Source organism: Stenotrophomonas sp. SbOxS2 (genome assembly GCF_013416715.1).
Classification (GTDB): Bacteria; Pseudomonadota; Gammaproteobacteria; order Xanthomonadales; family Xanthomonadaceae; genus Stenotrophomonas; species Stenotrophomonas lactitubi.
Map to the genome: position 1 here is coordinate 319354 of NZ_JAAVXD010000005.1, position 19207 is coordinate 338560.

Consider the following 19207-nt stretch of genomic DNA (forward strand, 5'->3'; position numbering starts at 1 on the left):
ACCATGGCCCAACCCCGGTATACTGGCGCCCTTTCAGGCCCCGGCCCCCAGGTTCCCCTGCCATGCCGGCAGGGGCCCAGGCCCCCAGAGTCCCGCGATTCCATGTCCCAGCTGAACCCCAAAGTCGGCTTCGTCAGCCTTGGCTGCCCGAAGGCCCTCGTCGATTCCGAGCGCATCCTTACCCAGCTGCGGTCGGAAGGTTACGACATCGTCCCGTCCTACGATTCGGCCGACGTGGTGGTGGTCAACACCTGCGGCTTCATCGATTCGGCGGTGACCGAATCGCTGGATGCGATCGGCGAGGCGATGAACCAGAACGGCAAGGTCATCGTCACCGGCTGCCTGGGCAAGCGCCCGGAGCAGATCCGTGAGGCATACCCGAACGTGCTGGCGGTGTCCGGGCCGCAGGACTACCAGAGCGTGATGGAAGCCGTGCATGCAGCGCTGCCGCCCAAGCACGACCCGTTCGTGGATCTGGTGCCGGACTACGGCATCAAGCTGACCCCGCGCCACTACGCCTACCTGAAGATTTCCGAGGGCTGCAACCACCATTGCAGCTTCTGCATCATTCCGTCGATGCGCGGCAAGCTGGTCTCGCGCCCGGTGGATGACGTGCTGCGCGAAGCCGAGCGCCTGGTGCGCGGCGGCGTGCGCGAACTGCTTGTGGTTTCGCAGGACACCTCGGCCTACGGCGTGGATGTGAAGTACGCCGAGAAGATGTGGCGCGACAAGGCCTACCAGACCCGGCTGAAGGCACTGTGCGAAGGCTTGTCCGAGCTGGATGCGTGGGTGCGCATGCACTACGTCTATCCGTATCCGCACGTCGATGACGTGGTGCCGCTGATGGCCGAGAACCGCATCCTGCCGTACCTGGACATCCCGTTCCAGCACGCCAGCCCGCGCATCCTTCGCCTGATGAAGCGCCCCGGCGCGGTCGAAAAGACCCTGGAGCGCGTGCAGAACTGGCGCCGCATCGCGCCGGACATCACCGTGCGTTCGACCTTCATCGTCGGTTTCCCGGGCGAGACCGAGGCCGAGTTCGAAGAGCTGCTGTCCTTCCTGGACGAAGCGCAGCTGGACCGCGTCGGTGCGTTCGCCTACTCGCCCGTCGAGGGCGCCACGGCCAACAATCTGCCGGACCCGGTGCCGGAAGAAGTGAAGCAGGAACGACTGGCGCGCTTCATGGAAAAGCAGGCGCAGATTTCGGCCTCGCGTCTGGAAGCCAAGATCGGCACGGTGCAGCAATGCCTGGTCGATGCCATCGAAGGCGATATCGCCGTGGCCCGTTCCAAGGCCGATGCGCCGGAGATCGACGGCCTGGTGCACATCCAGAACGCCGACCAGGTGACATTGCGCGTGGGTGAGTTCGTCGACGTGGAAATCACCGAGAGCGACGAGCACGACCTCTACGGCGACGCACTGCCGCCGACCACGCGCCCGGCCTTCGACCTCAAGGTGCTGTGACCGGGGCGGAGGCTGCTGATGGCGGCCCCCGCCGCTTCGTGGCACCGCTGCGCGCGGCGGCGGATCGGTCTGCGTTCGATCATCCGGTGTTTGCCGGTATCGCCGAATTCGGTGATCTGCTGACCACAGCGGACTGGCCGCGCGTGTCCGACCTGGACGCGCGCCTGGCGCTGCCGGGCAAGCGCATCGTTGAACAGGATGCGGCGCTGCTGGCCGATGGCCTGCACTATGAAACGCGCATCGCCGAAGGCCGCATCGCCACCCGTGCCGACAACTGGCACGACCTGTTCAATGCCCTGGCCTGGGCATGCTACCTGCCGATCAAACGTGCACTCAACACGCAGCAATGCCGGCACATCGAGCGCATGGCCGCCGGACAGCGCAACCGCGCGCAGGCTGCGCTGACCCAGTTCGATGAAACCGGCGTGGTGGTGCGCGTGCGCGATCCGGCGCTGCTGGCAGCCTGGGATGCTCACGATTGGCGCGCGTTGTTCGAACCGAGCCATTGGCAGTCAGGGCGGATCGCCATTGCCGCTGTATTTGGTCATGCCTTGATGGAACAGGCGCTGCTGCCGGGCCGGCTGTTGGTGGGCAAATGCATCGTGCTGCAGGGCGATGACGATGCCGGCTGCATCGATGTGGTCGCGCAGGCCATCGATGAGGGCAGGGTGCTGCTCGACCCTCTGGAGCTGCGCCCGCTGCCATTGGCGGGCATTCCGGGTTGGCACGCCGATCAGTCACCAGCCTTCTTCGCGAACGACGATTACTTCCGCCCGCTGCGCGAAGGCCGTCGTTATCCGCCGCCGCTGCCGCTCCTGTAGAGCCGAGCCTGTGCTCGTTGAGCGCTGCCGCCCGCCAGAGGCTCAGCCCTTGGCCGCAGTCTCGTACTCGACATCGATCACCGCAAAGGTGTGATGACCACTGGGCAGTTCCACCGAAAACTCATCATCCAGGCGCTTCTTCAACAGGGCCCGCGCCAACGGCGAATCGATGCTGATCCAGCCCAGTCCTGCATCGGTCTCATCCGGCCCGACGATGCGGTAGCGGCTGGTCTGCCCGCTGTCCACGTTCTCCAGCTCCACCCAGGCACCGAAGAACACCGCTTGCGGATCGGTCGGCGTGGTGTCGACCACGCGCAGTGATTCCAGGCGCTTGGTCAGGTAGCGCACGCGACGATCGATCTCGCCCAGCTGCTTCTTGCGGTAGGTGTATTCGGCATTCTCCGAGCGATCACCTTCGGCCGCGGCGGCGGCCAGCGCCTTGACCACCTCGGGTCGACGTACCCGCCACAGCTCATCCAGCTCGGCTTTCAAGCGTGCATGGCCGGCGGCGGTGATCAGCGCGGTGCTCTTTTCTGCGGGGGGACGCCAACGCGACATGTAATGCGGCTTCTCGTACGGAATGAAACAAATACGGCGCGCCGCTGCCGGCGCGCCGCGAAGGTGCTGCCGGGGTTCTCAGCGCTTGCCGCCGAAGATGCCACCGAGGATGCCGCGCACGATCTGGTTGCCCAGCTTGGTACCGACCGTACGCGTTGTCTGCTTGGCCATCGTCTCGATCATGCCCTGGCGGCGCTTGGTGCCAAAGATTGCGTCCTTGATCGATTGTCCGAAGCCACCTTCCTGCGCCTCGTCCTGCTCACGGCTGCGTGCGGCCGGCGCATCGGTTTTCTCAACCGCCTTCTGCGCGCGCTGGGCCAGCAGTTCGGCGGCCGATTCGCGGTTGACGGCAGTGTCGTAGCGCGTGCCGACCGGGCTGCCGGCACGCACCTGCGTACGTTCGGCCTCGGTGACCGGTCCCATGCGGCAGCGCGGTGGGGCGATCATCGTCTGCTGTACCGGCATCGGCACGCCCTTGTCCTGCAGCGTGGACACCAGCGCCTCGCCGGTACCGAGCTGGCTGAGTACCTTCACCACATCCAGTTTCGGGTTCGGCACGAAGGTCTCGGCGGCGGTCTTCACTGCCTTCTGGTCGCGCGGGGTGAATGCGCGCAGCGCGTGCTGCACGCGGTTGCCGAGCTGGCCGAGGATGTTGGCCGGTACGTCGTCCGGGAACTGCGAGCAGAAATACACGCCCACGCCCTTGGAGCGGATCAGCCGCACCACTTGTTCGATGCGCTGTACCAGTGCAGGCGGTGCATCGTCGAACAGCAGGTGCGCTTCGTCGAAAATGAAGACCAGCTTCGGCTTGTCGAGGTCGCCGACTTCGGGCAGCTGCTCGAACAGCTCCGACAGCAGCCACAGCAGGAAGGTGGAGTACAGCTTGGGCTTGAGCACCAGCTGGTCGGCGGCAAGGATGCCGATGACACCGCGGCCGTCATGGTTGACCCGCATGATGTCGGCCAGTTCCAGCGCCGGTTCGCCGAAGAAGTGCTCGCCGCCGTCCTGCGCCAGGCGCAGCAGGGCGCGCTGGATGGCGGCCACCGACTGCGCGCTGACCAGGCCGTACTCGGTGGAGATGTCCTTGCGCTCCTCGGCCACCAGGCCGAGCAGGGCGCGCAGATCGTCCATGTCCAGCAGCAGCAGACCGCGGTCATCGGCCAGCTTGAACACGATGTCGAGCACGCCGGCCTGGGTGTCGTTCAATTCCAGGATGCGTGCCAGCAGGGTCGGGCCCATCTCGCTCACGGTGGTGCGCACCGGGTGGCCGAGCTTGCCGTACAGATCCCAGAACACGGTGGGGCTGGCCGCCGGGGCGTAGTCGCCCACGCCGATCTCGGCCGCGCGCTTGAGCAGGTTCTCAGCGCCGGTACCCGGCACCGCCAGACCAGACACATCGCCCTTCACATCGGCCAGGAACACCGGCACCCCGATCCGCGAGAAACCCTCGGCCAGGGTCATCAGGGTCACGGTCTTGCCGGTGCCGGTAGCGCCGGCCACCAGCCCATGGCGGTTGCCGAGTTTCGGCAGCAGGGTGACAGCCACATCGTCGGTGATGCCTTTGCCGAGCAGAATCGGATCCATGGTCCAGCCCTTGTGATGAATGTGCCAATGTTAACCGCCGACAGTGACGGGCCGAAGGTCGGCTTGCCCCGACCTTGGCAGCGCCGCTACTCTGCCTGCCTGTTTCATACACAGTGCCACCAATGCCCGTTCCTGTCCTGATTTCCCGTACCTGGCCGCTGCTGGCCCTGGCTGGCCTGGTTTCCCTGGCGCCGGAGGCCCACGCACAGCGGGTTTCGGCCCGGGACAAGGTGAAGGTGGATACACTGCAGCAGCGCATGACGGCTGCCGAGAAGCGCTACAGCGATGCCGTGCTGCTGGTGGCCAACGCCGATCCGAAGGGTCGCAACGAGGCCGATGCCGCGCTGGAGGACATGGAAGATGTCATCAGCGAGTGCGTGAAGCAGAAGGGCTGCCAGATGAGCAACATGCTGGCGACCTACAAGCGGCTGCTCAAGCATGACGCCGATGCCGCCGCCGATGATGACGTGGCCGATGAAGCCGGCGATCGCCTGGAAGCCGACCCGGACCATGTCGGCCCGCTGGCTGCCGACGTGCCCGAGGCCGCCCGCGCAGCGGCGCTGCTCAACGACAAGCGCCATGCCTTCGACAACATGGTCGAGTACAACCCGGCCGTGCAGGCCGGCATCCGCCGCTGGCTGACCGACATGCGCCCGGCGTTGATGACCACCTACGAGAACTACCAGAACCTGCGCGCGGTGATGTGGCCGGAATGGGAGAAGCGCGGCCTGCCCGAGGCGCTGCTGTTCGGCATCATGGCCAAGGAGTCCAATGGCCGCGTGCATGCGTCCTCACGTGCTGGCGCGGCGGGCTTGATGCAGTTCATGCCGGCCACCGGCCGCCGCTTCGGCCTGGGCCCGGACGGTACCGGTTTCGATACCCGCTTCGACGCGCGCAGCGCCGCCGAAGCCAGCGCGACGTACCTCAACGAGCGCATGCGCGAGCTCAACAACAACGTCGAACTGTCGTTGGCCGGCTACAACGGCGGTGAGGGCCGCGCGGCGCGCGTCTACAAGCAGTACCCGGGCCAGAGCTTCTGGGTGGACAGCGTCTACAACCAGTTCCCCGGCGAGACCAAGGACTACGTGCCGATGGTGATCGCCGCGTCCTGGATCTTCCTGCACCCGCAGCAGTACGGCGTGGAGTTCCCGAAGATCAACGCACAGCCGGCCACCATCCGCCTGGCCCGCTCGACCACGATCTACGAGCTGACCATCTGCCTGGGCAGCCATGGCACCCGCGATGGCTACATGCGCGCATTGCGCAACCTCAACCCGCGCTATGAAGCCGATGGCTGGATCCCGGCCGGGACCCTCATCAACGCCACCAACCGCATTGCCGGCCTGTACGCGCGCAACTGCGTCAGCGGCCCGCGTGCGGATCTGGCACGCACCCTGATCACCGCCGACCTCAATGCCGCGATCGTGCGCCCGAGCGCCGCCAGCTATACCGGCAGCGTGGCCGTGGGCGGGGTGGTGCCGGTGGTCGATCCCAATGCCGCCAGCAGCGTGCCGACCACGCCTGCAGCGCCCGTGGCTGCGCCGCGCCCGGCGCCGGCACCGCGCGCCAAGCCGGCCCGCAGCTACAAGGTCGGCAAGGGTGAGACCCTGGGCCGGATCGCCGCGAAGTTCCAGTGCGATGTGCCGGTGCTGGCCCGCGCCAATGGCCTCAAGGCCCCGGGCTACAGCCTGCGCCACGGCCAGGTGCTGAAGCTGCAGGGCTGCGACAAATAATCTCTCCGCACTCTGGATATCGCATGGACCTCGAAGACACCCGCAACCTGTTCACCAACCTCCGCGAGAACACCGACTGGAACCTGGACGCCCCGCTGTTGTGGGGTTACTTCTTCGTGCACTCCACGGCCGAGCCGTTGCAGGCACTGGCCACCCACCTGCAGGCGCAGGGCTATGTGCTGGTGGAGATGTTCGAACAGGAGCCGGAGGACGGTGATGCTGCCTTCCACGTGCTGCACGTGGAGCGCGTGGAAGTCCACGACGAAACCTCGCTGGACAAGCGCAACCAGGAACTGAGCGCGCTGGCCACGCAGATGGGCGTGGAAGACTACGACGGCATGGACGTCGGCCCGGCGCCGACCCTGCAGTAACGCCCGCATCCGGTAGTGCCGGCCGCTGGCCGGCATTCCGTTGAAGCCATCCACGCATGGCGTGGATCTACTGGCCAAGCGTGAGCCCAGCACGGCTCGGCTCTACATGAACCTCAGCGCAGCTTCGCCAGTGCCTGGCCCAGCTGCACCGGATGCTCGGCATCCAGATGCGGGGCGAATTCGGCCACGCCCGGAGGCAGCAGCACGATCACGGTCGAGCCGTAATTGAAGCGCGCCATCTCTTCGAAGCGCTGCAGCGTGATGCCGCGACCCCGGTAATCCTTGCGGGTGATGCGGTCGCCGTAATGCGGAATTTCTTCGCCGCTCCACACCGTTTCCACGCCCGACACCAGCAGCGCGCCGACCATCACGCTGACCATCGGGCCGAAACTGGTGTCGAAGTGGCAGACCAGACGTTCGTTGCGTGCGAACAGGCCTGGCACGTTGTTCACCGCGGCCGGGCCAACGCTGAACAGGCGGCCGGGCACGTGCACGGTTTCGCGCAGGGTGCCGGTCCACGGCATGTGCACGCGGTGATAGTCGCGCGGCGACAGGTACACCGTGGCATACAGCCCATCGTTGAACGACTTGGCATCCTCGGCGCTGCCCAGCAGCTCGGCGGCGGTGAAGGATTGGCCCTTGGCCTGGAAGATGCGGCCGGCGTCGATCTTTCCGAGCTGGCTGATGCGGCCATCGGCCGGCATCACCAGGCTGCGCGGATCCGCATCGGCCACGCGCGCGCCGGGTTTCAGCGCGCGGGTGAAGAACTGGTTGAAGGTCGGGTAGCTGCGCGGGTCAGGGTTGGCCGCTTCATCCAGGTTGACGTTGAATTTGCGGGTGACCGTGTCGATCAGCCAGCGCGATACGCGCGGGTTGTCCGAGTACGCCAGCGAACGCGCCATCGAGGACAGCAGGCGGTGGGGCAGGACGTACGTCAGGGCGGTGGTCAGACTCATGGGGCGGATTTCTCGGTCAGCTTCTGCAGGTCGCGGGCGATCGCCGGCGCGTTGAACGGGGGCCGCACCAGGCCGGCAAGCCGGCCCTGCGGATCGAGCACGGCCAGGCTGGCGGAGTGCTCGAGGGTGTAATCCTCGGGATTCTCGTCGAAGTGCTTGCCCGGTACCTTCTGGAACACGAAGCCCAGCGAGGTGGCAAAGCGCTCCAGCGAGGGGATGTCGGCGGTCGCCGCCAGGGTGTCCTTGTGGAAGCCATGGGCGTATTCGCCCAGGCGGGTCGCGGTGTCGCGCTCCGGGTCGACCGAGACGAACAGCACGCGCGGGCGCAGGCCGTCGGGCAGGGCTTCCCACTGGTTCTGCGCGCCGGCCAGCTCGGCCAGGGTGGTCGGGCAGACGTCCGGGCAGAAGGTGAAGCCGAGGAACACCAGGGTCCAGTGGCCCTTCAGCTCGCCGGGAATCAGGCGCGTGCCGTCGGACTGGGCCAGGTTGTAGTCGGGCAGGACGCGCGGCTGCGGGTACAGGGTGATCGCTTCGGTGGCCGGCTGCCCGGCCGGCGGCTTCGGCGCGAACACCTGCTGGGCGGCGAGCAGGCCAAGGCCCGCCGCCAGAGCGATCAGCAGGATGATGCCGACGTTGCGATTGAACATGGGATTCCGCCGCAGGAAGTGGCCACCATCATACCGGCTGCGACTGGATCGTTTCTGCCGCAACGGATGCCGGCGCAGGCGGCAACCCCTATAATCGGGGGCCACTTCGCCCGCAGTACCGCCATGACCGCTGAAACGGCCGCCGAACTCCATACGATCATCGATCTGATCCGCTACGGCACCAGCCGTTTCAATGCTGCGGGCCTGACCTTCGGGCACAGCTACGACAATGCCCTGGACGAGGCCACCCAGCTGGTGTTGCACGGCCTGCACCTGCCGCACGACCTCGGCCCGGCCTACGGCCAGGCGCGCTTGCTGCGCGAAGAGAAGCTGGCGGTGCTGGAGCTGTTCCAGCGCCGTATCGACGAGCGCATCCCGGCCGCCTACCTGACCGGTGAAGCCTGGTTCGCCGGCCTCAGCTTCAAGAGCGATACGCGCGCCCTGGTGCCGCGCTCGCCGATCGCTGAGCTGATCGAGTGCGGCTTCGAGCCGTGGCTGGCTGGCCGCGACGTCAGCCGCGCGCTGGACCTGTGCACCGGTTCGGGCTGCATCGCCATCGCCATGGGCCACTACTACCCGAACTGGGAAGTGGACGGCGTGGACCTCAGCGATGATGCGCTGTCGCTGGCCGAAGAAAACAAGGAACGCCTGCAGGCGCACAACGTGACCCTGCTGAAGTCGGACCTGTTCAACGGCCTGACCGGCCGCCACTACGACCTGATCGTCACCAACCCGCCGTACGTCACCAACGACGAGACCGATGCCCTGCCGCAGGAATACTCCTACGAGCCGGAGATGGGCCTGCGTGCCGGCGACGACGGCTTGGACCTGGTGCTGAAGATCCTGCGCGACGCGCCGCTGCACCTGAGCGAGGACGGCCTGCTGATCTGTGAAGTGGGCGAATCCGAACAGCACCTGATCAAGCTGCTGCCGGAGGTCGATTTCGCCTGGGTCGAGTTCAAGGTCGGCCAGATGGGCATCTTCGCGGTCGAGTGCCGCGAGCTGATCGCCCACAGCGCACGCATCACCGAACTGGCGGCACAGCGCCCGTGAGCTCCAATTCGTTCGGCAAGCTGTTCACCGTCACCACGTTCGGCGAATCGCACGGGCCGGCCATCGGCTGCGTGATCGATGGCTGCCCGCCGGGGCTGGCGCTGGACGCGGCCGAATTCAGCCACGACCTGCAGCGTCGCGCCACCGGCAAGAGCCGGCATACCTCGGCGCGGCGCGAGGCCGATGAGATCGAGATCCTGTCCGGCGTGTACGAGGGCCTGACCACCGGCACCCCGATCGCGCTGCTGATCCGCAACACCGACCAGCGCAGCAAGGACTACAGCAACATCGGCCAACAGTTCCGTCCGGGACATGCTGACTACAGCTACTGGCACAAGTACGGCATCCGCGACCCGCGTGGCGGCGGCCGTTCCTCGGCGCGCGAGACCACCATGCGCGTGGCCGCTGGCGTGGTCGCCAAGAAATGGCTGGCCGAACGCTTCGGCATCACCGTGCGCGGCTACCTGTCGCAGCTGGGCGGGATCACCCCGGCCGGTTTCGACTGGTCGGTGGTCGAGGACAACCCGTTCTTCTGGCCGCACGCTGCACAGGTGCCCGAGCTGGAGGCGTACATGGATGCGCTGCGCAAGTCCGGTGATTCGGTCGGCGCCTGTGTGGACGTGGTCGCCGACAACGTGCCACCGGGCTGGGGCGAGCCGATCTACGGCAAGCTTGATGGCGAGCTCGCAGCCGCACTGATGAGCATCAACGCGGTGAAGGGCGTGGAGATCGGCGACGGTTTTGCCAGCGCCATGCAGAAGGGCACCGAACACCGAGACCTGCTGACCCCGCAGGGTTTTGCCAGCAACCACGCCGGCGGCATTCTCGGTGGCATCTCCACCGGCCAGCCGGTGGTTGCCTCGATGGTGCTCAAGCCGACCTCCAGCCTGCGCCTGCCGGGTGAGTCGCTGGATACGGCCGGCAATGTGGTGGAGGTGGTCACCACCGGCCGCCATGATCCCTGCGTCGGCATCCGCGCCACCCCCATCGCCGAGGCGATGATGGCACTGGTGCTGATGGACCAGGCGCTGCGCCACCGCGCGCAGTGCGGTGACGTCGGCACCATCACCCCGCGCATTCCCGGCCAGCTTGATGGCTGATGCGCGGCCGACGGTGTGGGTGAGCCAGCCGCTGATCGACGCGGCCATCGTGCCGCTGCGCGATCGCGTGCAGCTGCGCACCACCGATACCGTCACCGCCTGGTCGCCGCAGCAGATCGCCGCGCAGCTGGCTGACGTTGACGGCGCGATCATCACCCTCAACGAGCGCATCGGCGCGGCCCAGGTTGCCGATGCCGCGCAGCTGCAGGTGATCGCGAATGTCGGGGTCGGCTACAACAACCTGGATGTCAACGCGCTCAGCGCCGCCGGCATCCTCGCCAGCAACACCCCGGACGTCCTCACCGAGACCACCGCCGATCTCGGTTTCGCCCTGCTGATGGCCACCGCACGCCGGATCACCGAATCCGAGCGCTGGCTGCGCGAGGGGCAGTGGGGGCAGTGGTCGTTCCAGACCATGCTCGGTGCCGACATCCATGGCAGCACGCTCGGCATCCTCGGCATGGGCCGCATCGGCCAAGGTATCGCCCGTCGCGGTGCGCACGGCTTCGGCATGAAGGTGCTGTACCACAACCGTTCGCGCTTGCCGGCCGACGTCGAAGCCGCGCTCGGCGCGACCTACGTGGGCCTGGATACGCTGCTGGCACAATCCGACCATCTGCTGACCGTACTTCCGTACAGCGCCGCTTCGCACCACATCATCGACGCCGCCGCGTTGGCCAAGATGAAGCCGTCTGCCACGCTGGTGAACATCGCCCGCGGCGGCATCGTCGACGAACTGGCGCTGGCCGACGCACTGGCCAACGGTCGCCTGGCGGCGGCCGGCCTGGATGTCTACGAAGGCGAACCAAACGTGCGGCCGGAGCTGCTGGCCCTGCGCAACATCGTGCTGACCCCGCACATCGGCAGCGCCTCGCTGGCCACGCGTACCGCCATGGTCCAGATGGCCGTGGACAATCTGCTGGCCGGCCTTGGCCTGGACGGCAGCCCGTCGCACATGCCGAGCGCGATCAACGCCGACGCGGCCCTTGCCGCGCGCGCCTCGATGGATGAAAAAAGCGGGAAACGATAGGGAACCTCCGCGCATCCATCCGAGGAGGCTCCCCGAACCCAGCTGTCGTGCGTGAGTTTTCCCCCTTCCCGTTTTCGTGAGAGTTCCCCCATGAGCAATGCACAACGCAGCTTCCACGTCGCCATCGTCGGCGCCACCGGTGCGGTCGGCGAGACCATGCTGGCCATCCTGGCCGAGCGCGATTTCCCGGTCGGCACCCTGAGCCTGCTCGCTTCCGAGCGCTCGGCCGGCGGTGAAGTCGAGTTCAACGGCGGCAAGGTCAAGATCCAGGACCTGGCCACCTTCGACCCGAGTGGCGTGGATATCGCCCTGTTCTCGGCCGGCGGCAGCGTGTCCAAGGAATACGCCCCGAAGTTCGCCGCCGCTGGCGCGGTGGTGATCGACAACTCCTCGGCCTTCCGTTACGACGATGACGTGCCGCTGGTGGTGTCGGAGGTCAACCCGGACCAGATCGGCAACCGTCCGCGCGGCATCATCGCCAACCCGAACTGCTCGACCATGCAGATGCTGGTCGCGCTGGCACCGCTGCACCGCAAGTACGGCATCGAGCGCATCAATGTGTCCACCTACCAGTCGGTGTCCGGCGGTGGTCGTTCGGCGCTGGAAGAACTGGGCAAGCAGACCGGTCAGCTGTTGAGCTTCCAGGAAATCGATCCGCAGCGTTTCCCGGTGCAGATCGCCTTCAACCTGATCCCGCACATCGACGACTTCCTGGACAACGGCTTCACCAAGGAAGAGATGAAGCTGGTCTGGGAGACCCGCAAGATCCTGGGTGACGACAGCATCCTGGTGAACCCGACCGCAGTGCGTGTGCCGGTGTTCTACGGTCACTCCGAATCGGTGGCGATCGAAACCCGTGACAAGGTGACCGTGGCCGAAGCGCGCGCGCTGCTGGAACAGTCGCCGGGCATCGAAGTGGTGGATCGTCACGAAGCCGGTGGTTACCCGACGCCGGTCACCCATGCCTCGGGCACGGACGCGGTGTATGTCGGCCGCATCCGCGAGGACCTGTCGCATCCGCGTGGCCTGAACCTGTGGATCGTGTCGGACAACGTGCGCAAGGGTGCTGCCCTCAACGCGGTGCAGCTGGCCGAGCTGGTCGCCGCCGAGACGCGTTGATCGCCGCTGTTGCCTGACCGGTAGTGCCGGCCACTGGCCGGCATTGCCGCAGGCCGCCTCCCCGGTGGGTGCGGACCTTGGTCCGCACGCTTTATAGTGTCGCCCATGAATAAACGAGCCAAGGGCGCATGGCGTCCGCTCACCTGTCTCTCCGCCGCGCTGCTGGCCCTGGTCAGCAGTTCGGCCATGGCCCTGGGTCTGGGCGACATCCGGGTCCTGTCCAAGCCGGGACAGCCGTTGCTGGCCGAGATCCCGGTGATCTCGGCCGATCCGTCCGAACTTGAGAACCTGCGTGTCGCGCTCGCCTCGCCGGTCACCTTCGAGCGCGTTGGCCTGCAGCGTCCGGCAGGCCTGGTCAGCGAACTGCAGTTCGAGTTGACCCGCAACGCACAGGGCAGGGCGGTGGTGCGGGTCACCTCGCAGACGCCTGTGGAAACACCGTCGCTGAGCTTCCTGGTCGAGGCCGACTGGGGCCAGGGTCGGCTGGTGCGTGAGTACTCGGCTCTGGTTGATGCACCGGCCAGCGCACTGGCCGTGGCCGAACCGGAGATCGTCGCGCCGGCCGGCGTGCTGTCGGACACCATCGTCCGCGATGCGCCTGCCGCCGCTGCAACGGCAGCCGAGCCGGCACCAGCCACGCCGGCAGCCGCACCTGCTGCACCGCGTCCGCGCGCTGCGGCATCTGCGCCAGCACCAGCAGCACCGGCAGCACCGGCACTGGCCGCAGACGGCAGCGTGACCGTGCAGCGCGGGCAGACCCTTTCGCAGATTGCCGGGTCGCTGGCCCGTGGCAATCAGATCAGTCGCGACCGGGCGATGATCGCGCTGTTGCGTGCCAACCCCGAAGCCTTCATCCGAGGCAACGTCAACCTGCTCAAGCAGGGCGCGGTGCTGCGCATGCCGGGCGATACCGCACTGGCCGCGGTGGATGCGGCCGAGGCCACCGCACTGGTTCGCGAGCATGCCGCGCAGTGGCGACAGGCACGCACCGTGCCGCAGCCGGCTGGCGCCCCGGTGCCAGTGGCCAAGGCCGACGGCGCGGCTTCTTCCCCGGCTGCGGCCACAGGGGCACGACTTGAAATCGCTCCGGCGCTGGCGTCCGACGCCGCGCACGCGGGCACAACCACCGGCACCACTGCCGGCAGCGAGGGTGACATGCTGGGCAACGAACAACTGCGCCAGGCCAAGGAGGACATCGCCACCCGCGATGCCGAGATCGGCGATCTGAAGCAGCGCGTGGCTGAGCTGGAGAAGCTCAAGGAGCAGCAGCAGTCACTGATCGCGATGAAGGACAATGACCTGGCCGCCGCGCAGCAGCGCTTGGCACAGGCGCCGGGTGCGCCGGGTGCCGGCACGCCGTGGTACTGGCTGGGCCTGCCGCTGCTCGTGCTGGTTGCGCTGGGCGCTTGGTTGCTGCGTCGTCGCAAGCCCTCGCCGCTGCCGCCGCTGCGCGAGGAACACGATGCCGCCGGCCTGGCCGCAGCGCTGCCGGCAGGTGCCGCGCTCGATACCCTGGCCGAGCACGACGCTGGGGCGGGCTTCGCAGCCGAAGGCGGGCGTCAGGAACCGGCGATGCCGGCCTGGGCCAGCACTGCCGATCATGATGCGCCGGATGCGGACATCCGTGCGGATGCCGCGCCGGCCGAGTGGCGGGCGGGTGAGCTTGATGACGACGAACTGGCTGAACTGCCTGCTGCGGTGAACGACCTGCCGCGCTGGGACGATGCTGCTGCCGCTGCCCCGGTCGCGCCGACCGGACCGGCCGAGGTGGCCGTGCCCGACTACGCGCTGCAGGCCGAACAGGAGCCGCAGTTCCGCGGCGTGTTCGATCTGCCTGCCGAACCGCATGAGCATGAGGCGGATGCCCCGGTTGACCTGCACGACGACCATGCTGCCGACGAGGACGCCGTCGGATCTCCGGCAGACAGTGGCCATGACTGGGCCCCGCGCGTCGGCCAGGAGCGGCTGGAACTGGCCATCGCCTATCTGGATCTGGGCGACGCGCAGACTGCGCGCACCCTGCTGCAGGAGGTTGCCGAAGGTGGTGATCTGCATTGCCAGGCGCAGGCCCGCGAACTTTTGGCCCGTCTGCCATGACCCGCGAACGCCGTCTCGACTACGTTGAATTCGCCTCGAGCGACCCGGCTGCCAGCCGCGCGTTCTTCGAGGTCGTGTTCGGCTGGTCGTTTGTCGATTACGGCAGCGACTACACCGCTTTCGATGATGGCCGCCTGCAGGGAGGCTTCTTCCGCGGCCAGCCACAGCGCGCCAGCGAAGGCGCGCCACTGCTGGTGCTGTATGCCGACCAACTGGCGCCGATGGAAGCGGCGGTGCGCGCGGCCGGTGGCCAGATCGTGCGAACCGTGTTCTCTTTTCCCGGCGGCAGCCGTTTCCAGTTCGTCGAGCCCGGTGGCAATGAACTGGCGGTCTGGTCCGAGCGCGACCCGGCCTGAGCGCCGCCCCACCCGCAACATCGAGGTAGCACATGCGTTACGCGCTCGGCGTCGAGTACGACGGCAGCGATTTCAGGGGATGGCAGAATCTGGGCGAGGGCGGACCCAGTGTCCAGGCCAGCCTGGAACAGGCCCTGTCATCGGTGGCCGACACCCCCGTGCAGGTGGTCTGCGCCGGCCGCACCGATGCCGGCGTGCATGGCCAGTGCCAGGTCGTGCACTTCGAGACCGACGTGGTGCGTGATCCGCGCGCTTGGATGCTCGGCACCACCACCCGCCTGCCGCGCTCGATCGCGGTGCGCTGGTGCGTGCCGGTGGCCGATGACTTCCATGCCCGTTTCTCCGCGCGGGCACGACGCTATCGCTACCGCCTGCTCAACCGCGAAGTACGCCCGGCGCTGGGCCGGCAGACCCTCAGCTGGGAGCGCCGCCCGCTTGATGCCGAGCGCATGCACCTGGCCGGGCAGGCCCTGCTGGGCGAGAACGACTTCAGCGCCTTCCGCTCGGTCCAGTGCCAGGCGCTGCATGCGCGGCGCGAACTGCAGTCGCTGCAGGTCAGCCGCCACGACGACGTCATCGAGGTGGCGGTGCGCGGCAATGCATTCCTTCATCACATGGTCCGCAATATTGTCGGCTCGTTGATTCTGGTTGGCAGTGGGGAGAAACCGGTGGAGTGGATCGCCGAACTGCTGGCCGGGCGCGACCGAACCGTAGCCGGTCCCACCGCTCCTCCGCAGGGACTGGTGTTCCTGGGGCCGCTGTACCCCGACAACTGGCATCTGCCCGCCGAGGTAACGCTATGAGCCGCTCCTACTACCGTACCCGCATCAAGTTCTGTGGCATGACCCGCGCCGGCGACGTGCGCCTGGCCGGTGAGCTGGGCGTGGATGCGGTGGGCTTCATTTTCGCCCGCGAGAGCAGCCGCCGGGTCGCACCGGCCGAAGCGCGCGCGATGCGCCAGGCGATCGCACCGATGGTCGACGTGGTGGCGCTGTTCCGCAACAACAGCAAGGAAGAAGTGCGTGAGGTGCTGCGTACCGTGCGGCCGACCCTGCTGCAGTTCCATGGCGAGGAAGACGAAAGCTTCTGCCGCAGCTTCAACATGCCGTACCTGAAGGCGATCGCCATGGGGGGGCGTGAGGAGATCAATGCGCGCACCCTGCAGCTGCGCTACCCCAGCGCCGCCGGGTTCCTGTTCGACAGCCATGCCCCGGGCGGCGGCGGCGGTACCGGCGTGGCCTTCGACTGGTCGCGCGTGCCGACCGGACTGCATCGTCCGTTCCTGCTGGCCGGTGGCCTGACCCCGGAAAACGTGTACGACGCCGTGCTGGCGACCCTGCCGTGGGGCGTGGATGTGTCCAGTGGCATCGAACTGGAGCCGGGCATCAAGGACGGCTACAAGATGCGCACGTTCGTGGAAGAAGTCCGCCGCTCCGATTGCGCCGTGCTGGATTGAGTCGTGGTCCATTCTGGCGTGTCCGGCCTTCACATTTGAGCCTGCACACCTTCTTCACATAGGATGATCCCAAGCGTGCTGGCCATGAGGGCCGGCACGAGGATCGACGGAGCCGCTGTTGGCGTGCTCCGAACGGGCGCCTGGCGCCCCCGCCCAGGAAGGCAAGCGATGCAGGAATTCCTCACCGTTGTACTCGGTTATCCGACCCTCCCGTACAGCGTCGCGCTGGCGGTGGCGGTTCTGTATTGGGCAATTGCCGCCTTCGGCCTGGTCGATGACGGTTTCGGCGAGGCCGGTGCCGATGGTGCCCTCGAAGGCGACGCCCATCTCAGCGGTCTGTCCGCCCTGCTGGCGCGCTGGGGTCTCGGAGGTGTGCCGCTCATGGTGGTGGTGACGCTGCTGAGCCTGTTCGCCTGGACCCTCACCTACTTCATCCATCTGTACCTGCTGCTGCCGTTGCCCGACCTGCTGCGCTGGTCATTGGGCACCGTGGTGGCGGTGCTCGCACCACTGCCGGCCGTGCCGGTCACCGCGCTGCTGCTGCGCCCCATCCGCCGCTTCCTGCTGCGCCTGCGTCCGGTGCCGCAGGCCTCGCTGCTGGGCCGGGTCGGCGTGGTCGCTTCGCCGAAGGTCGACACGCGCAGTGGCCATGCCACCGTCGATGACGGCGGTGCCGGCTTGGTATTGCAGATCCGCAGCGACATCGAACTGCAGCGCGGCGAGCGCATCGTGCTGGTCGAGCATGTGGCTGCACAACACCATTACCGGGTGGTCCGCGCCGACGCGGTCGCCCTCGACTTCCAGGACAACCTGCTTCCGGGCAACAAGGAGAATCATCAATGACGTTGGCTTCCGTGCTCCCCTTCCTCTTCATCGTGGGCTGCGTGCTTGCCCTCCTGCTCGGCGTGGCCGGCCTGTTCAAGGCGTTCTACCGCAAGGTCGACCAGGGTGTGGCCCTGATCGTCAATGACATGAGTTCCACCCCGAAAGTGCATTTCACCGGCGCGCTGATCATTCCCGTGCTGTACCGCGCCGAGCTGATGCGGATCAGCCTGATCACCCTGCAGATCGACCGCCGCGGCAAGGAAGGCCTGATCTGCCGCGACAACATGCGCGCCGACATCGCCGTGGCGTTCTACCTGCGCGTCAACGAGACCCAGGCCGACGTGCTGCGGGTGGCCAAGGCCATCGGCGCCGACCGCGCCTCTGACAAGCACGCGGTCGATGAACTGTTCAACGCCAAGTTCTCCGAAGCACTGAAGACGGTCGGCAAGAAATTCGACTTCACCGAGCTGTTCGAGAAGCGCCAGGAATTCCGCGACGAGATCATCGCGGTGATCGGCAATGACCTCAATGGCTATGTGCTGGAAGACGTGGCCATCGACTACCTGGAGCAGACGCCGAAATCGCTGCTGGACCAGTTCAACATCCTCGACGCGCAGGGCATCCGCAAGATCACCGAGCTGACCGCTGCGCAGAACGTGGTGACCAACGAACTGGAGCAGAACGAGAAGCTGGCCATCACCAAGAAAAACGTGGAAGCGCGCGAAGCGTTGCTGGCGCTTGAACGCCAGCAGGCCGAGGCCGAGGCACGGCAGAAGCGCGAGATCGAAACCATCCGTGCGCGCGAGGAAGCCGAGACCGCCAAGGTGCAGGAAGAGCAGCGCCAGCTGTCCGAGAACGCCCGCATCGAAGCGCAGCAGGTGATCGACATCCGCGAGCAGAACCGCATGCGCGAAGTTGAAGTGGCCGAACAGAACCGCCAGCGCGCCGTGGCCATCGAAGCCGAGCGCGTCGAACGTGCACGCCAGCTGGAGCAGGTCACCACCGATCGCGAAGTGCAGCTGCAGGGAGTGGAACGCGACAAGGTGGTCGAGCAGGGCAAGATGGACGTGGCCAACATCACCCGCGAACGCATCTCCATCGACAAGACCGTGGCGCAGGAAGAAGAGCGCATCAAGGAAGTGCGCGAAGTTTCCGAGGCCGACCGCCAGAAGCAGGTGCTGATCCTGGAAGCTGAAGCCAAGGCGCAGGAATCGCTGGTGCGCGAAGTGAAGGAAGCGCAGGCCCGCGAGACCGCCTCCAAGCACCGCGCGGTGGAGCTGACCACGCTGGCGCAGGCCGAGCACGAAGCGGCCGGCAAGCAGGCCGAAGCCAAGCGCCTGCTGGCCGACGCGTTCCGTGCCGAGCAGGCCGCACCGGGTCTTGCCGAAGCGCAGGTACGCGAAGCGTCGGCGCTGGCCATCGAGAAGGTCGGCATCGCCGAAGCACGCGTGATCGAAGCCAAGGCCGAAGCGAACCTGAAGCAGGGCAGCAACGAGGCGCGCGTGCTTGCAGAGACGCTGCAGGCACAGGCACAGGGCGAAGAGAAGATGGGCCTGGCCCGCGCTACCGCCACCGAATCGCTGGGCAATGCCGAAGCCGGCGTGGTGCAGAAGAAGCTGCTGGCCGAAGCCGAAGGCCTGGTCCGCAAGTTTGAAGCGATCGCCTCGCTGAGCGACCAGGCACGTGGCCATGAAGAGTTCCGCATGATGCTCGACAACAGCCTCAAGCAGGCGCTGGCTTCGATCGAAGCCGGCAAGGAAGTCTCGCGCGAAAACGCGGGCGTGATCGCCAGCGCGCTGCGCAACGCCGACATCGACCTGGTTGGCGGCGACGGCGGCATGTTCGAGAACCTGATCAAGGCGGTTTCGCTGGGCAAGTCGATCGAAGGCTTCGCCGGCAAGAGCCCGATCGTGCAGGACCTGATGCAGCGCTACCTGGGCGTCAACGTCGCCGACAATGCACCGCGGCAGATCGCCGAGGACGCAGAGACCGCGCCCGTCGCGGCGACCGTTGTGGTCGACAGCGCGCGCTGATCCA

At 67.0% G+C, this 19207-nt stretch carries 18 protein-coding genes; 14 read left to right on the forward strand and 4 right to left on the reverse strand.

What is annotated here, in order from left to right; all coding sequences use genetic code 11:
* The first annotated feature begins 102 nt into the window (after positions 1–102).
* Positions 103–1464: a 30S ribosomal protein S12 methylthiotransferase RimO gene (rimO, locus tag HFK18_RS11000; RefSeq protein WP_180166311.1), complete on the forward strand. Its 1362-nt coding sequence runs from the start codon at positions 103–105 to the stop codon at positions 1462–1464.
* On the forward strand, positions 1461–2285 hold the full coding sequence (locus tag HFK18_RS11005) for a DUF3025 domain-containing protein (RefSeq protein ID WP_180166312.1): 825 nt from the start codon (positions 1461–1463) through the stop codon (positions 2283–2285). Before rimO ends, HFK18_RS11005 begins: the two co-directional genes overlap by 4 nt.
* A gap of 42 nt (positions 2286–2327) precedes the next feature.
* Here HFK18_RS11005 and greB read toward each other — a convergent pair whose 3' ends face one another.
* Positions 2328–2843, reverse strand: a complete 516-nt coding sequence (gene greB, locus HFK18_RS11010) for a transcription elongation factor GreB (RefSeq protein WP_100553118.1) — start codon at positions 2841–2843, stop codon at positions 2328–2330.
* A 78-nt stretch (positions 2844–2921) separates the two neighbouring features.
* A complete protein-coding gene (locus HFK18_RS11015) occupies positions 2922–4427 on the reverse strand; it encodes a helicase HerA-like domain-containing protein (protein WP_180166313.1) in 1506 nt (501 codons plus the stop codon).
* Positions 4428–4549: 122 nt separating this feature from the next.
* Here HFK18_RS11015 and HFK18_RS11020 point away from each other — a divergent pair, with 122 nt between their 5' ends.
* Together HFK18_RS11020 and HFK18_RS11025 are read left to right on the forward strand one after the other, a co-directional pair.
* A complete protein-coding gene (locus HFK18_RS11020) occupies positions 4550–6160 on the forward strand; it encodes a transglycosylase SLT domain-containing protein (protein WP_100553116.1) in 1611 nt (536 codons plus the stop codon).
* A 23-nt stretch (positions 6161–6183) separates the two neighbouring features.
* Entirely contained in the window at positions 6184–6531 is a 348-nt protein-coding gene (locus HFK18_RS11025) for a ribonuclease E inhibitor RraB (protein ID WP_180166314.1), read from the forward strand.
* Positions 6532–6644: 113 nt separating this feature from the next.
* On the opposite strand, the gene asd is transcribed toward HFK18_RS11025, so the two are convergent.
* Complete coding sequence (asd, locus tag HFK18_RS11030; protein ID WP_180166315.1) at positions 6645–7487, reverse strand: archaetidylserine decarboxylase; 843 nt, start codon at positions 7485–7487, stop codon at positions 6645–6647.
* Positions 7484–8134 carry an SCO family protein gene (locus HFK18_RS11035; protein ID WP_099784934.1) on the reverse strand — a complete coding sequence of 217 codons (651 nt, stop codon included), beginning with the start codon at positions 8132–8134 and terminating at the stop codon, positions 7484–7486. The genes asd and HFK18_RS11035 overlap by 4 nt, the downstream gene beginning before the upstream one ends.
* 123 nt (positions 8135–8257) lie before the next feature.
* On the opposite strand from HFK18_RS11035, the gene prmB reads away from it, so the two are divergent.
* The 10 genes from prmB to HFK18_RS11085 all read left to right on the forward strand — a co-directional run bounded on the left by prmB (position 8258) and on the right by HFK18_RS11085 (position 19203).
* Entirely contained in the window at positions 8258–9187 is a 930-nt protein-coding gene (gene prmB / locus HFK18_RS11040; RefSeq protein WP_099819033.1) for a 50S ribosomal protein L3 N(5)-glutamine methyltransferase, read from the forward strand.
* Entirely contained in the window at positions 9184–10287 is a 1104-nt protein-coding gene (gene aroC / locus HFK18_RS11045) for a chorismate synthase (RefSeq protein WP_099819034.1), read from the forward strand. Before prmB ends, aroC begins: the two co-directional genes overlap by 4 nt.
* Positions 10280–11317, forward strand: coding sequence for a D-glycerate dehydrogenase (locus HFK18_RS11050; protein ID WP_180166316.1), 1038 nt, complete (start codon positions 10280–10282; stop codon positions 11315–11317). The genes aroC and HFK18_RS11050 overlap by 8 nt, the downstream gene beginning before the upstream one ends.
* Before the next feature lie 90 nt (positions 11318–11407).
* Complete coding sequence (locus tag HFK18_RS11055; protein WP_099819036.1) at positions 11408–12436, forward strand: aspartate-semialdehyde dehydrogenase; 1029 nt, start codon at positions 11408–11410, stop codon at positions 12434–12436.
* Between the two features lie 105 nt (positions 12437–12541).
* Positions 12542–14533: a FimV/HubP family polar landmark protein gene (locus HFK18_RS11060; RefSeq protein WP_180166317.1), complete on the forward strand. Its 1992-nt coding sequence runs from the start codon at positions 12542–12544 to the stop codon at positions 14531–14533.
* On the forward strand, positions 14530–14889 hold the full coding sequence (locus tag HFK18_RS11065; RefSeq protein ID WP_025876153.1) for a VOC family protein: 360 nt from the start codon (positions 14530–14532) through the stop codon (positions 14887–14889). Before HFK18_RS11060 ends, HFK18_RS11065 begins: the two co-directional genes overlap by 4 nt.
* Before the next feature lie 32 nt (positions 14890–14921).
* Entirely contained in the window at positions 14922–15692 is a 771-nt protein-coding gene (gene truA, locus HFK18_RS11070; protein ID WP_180166318.1) for a tRNA pseudouridine(38-40) synthase TruA, read from the forward strand.
* On the forward strand, positions 15689–16345 hold the full coding sequence (locus HFK18_RS11075; protein WP_100553111.1) for a phosphoribosylanthranilate isomerase: 657 nt from the start codon (positions 15689–15691) through the stop codon (positions 16343–16345). Before truA ends, HFK18_RS11075 begins: the two co-directional genes overlap by 4 nt.
* 168 nt (positions 16346–16513) lie before the next feature.
* Positions 16514–17188, forward strand: a complete 675-nt coding sequence (locus HFK18_RS11080; protein WP_180166319.1) for a DUF1449 family protein — start codon at positions 16514–16516, stop codon at positions 17186–17188.
* Entirely contained in the window at positions 17185–19203 is a 2019-nt protein-coding gene (locus tag HFK18_RS11085) for a hypothetical protein (protein WP_180166320.1), read from the forward strand. Before HFK18_RS11080 ends, HFK18_RS11085 begins: the two co-directional genes overlap by 4 nt.
* Positions 19204–19207 lie beyond the last annotated feature (4 nt).

Bases quoted from the DNA above. Each gene is read 5' to 3' on its own strand.
- HFK18_RS11085 (WP_180166320.1), top strand. From the start codon at position 17,185: ATGACGTTGGCTTCCGTGCTCCCCTTCCTCTTCATCGTGGGCTGCGTG.
- asd (WP_180166315.1), bottom strand. From the start codon at position 7,487: ATGAGTCTGACCACCGCCCTGACGTACGTCCTGCCCCACCGCCTGCTG.
- greB (WP_100553118.1), bottom strand. From the start codon at position 2,843: ATGTCGCGTTGGCGTCCCCCCGCAGAAAAGAGCACCGCGCTGATCACC.
- prmB (WP_099819033.1), top strand. From the start codon at position 8,258: ATGACCGCTGAAACGGCCGCCGAACTCCATACGATCATCGATCTGATC.
- HFK18_RS11065 (WP_025876153.1), top strand. From the start codon at position 14,530: ATGACCCGCGAACGCCGTCTCGACTACGTTGAATTCGCCTCGAGCGAC.
- truA (WP_180166318.1), top strand. From the start codon at position 14,922: ATGCGTTACGCGCTCGGCGTCGAGTACGACGGCAGCGATTTCAGGGGA.
- HFK18_RS11025 (WP_180166314.1), top strand. From the start codon at position 6,184: ATGGACCTCGAAGACACCCGCAACCTGTTCACCAACCTCCGCGAGAAC.
- HFK18_RS11075 (WP_100553111.1), top strand. From the start codon at position 15,689: ATGAGCCGCTCCTACTACCGTACCCGCATCAAGTTCTGTGGCATGACC.
- HFK18_RS11035 (WP_099784934.1), bottom strand. From the start codon at position 8,134: ATGTTCAATCGCAACGTCGGCATCATCCTGCTGATCGCTCTGGCGGCG.
- rimO (WP_180166311.1), top strand. From the start codon at position 103: ATGTCCCAGCTGAACCCCAAAGTCGGCTTCGTCAGCCTTGGCTGCCCG.
- HFK18_RS11080 (WP_180166319.1), top strand. From the start codon at position 16,514: ATGCAGGAATTCCTCACCGTTGTACTCGGTTATCCGACCCTCCCGTAC.
- HFK18_RS11020 (WP_100553116.1), top strand. From the start codon at position 4,550: ATGCCCGTTCCTGTCCTGATTTCCCGTACCTGGCCGCTGCTGGCCCTG.
- HFK18_RS11060 (WP_180166317.1), top strand. From the start codon at position 12,542: ATGAATAAACGAGCCAAGGGCGCATGGCGTCCGCTCACCTGTCTCTCC.
- HFK18_RS11055 (WP_099819036.1), top strand. From the start codon at position 11,408: ATGAGCAATGCACAACGCAGCTTCCACGTCGCCATCGTCGGCGCCACC.
- HFK18_RS11015 (WP_180166313.1), bottom strand. From the start codon at position 4,427: ATGGATCCGATTCTGCTCGGCAAAGGCATCACCGACGATGTGGCTGTC.
- HFK18_RS11050 (WP_180166316.1), top strand. From the start codon at position 10,280: ATGGCTGATGCGCGGCCGACGGTGTGGGTGAGCCAGCCGCTGATCGAC.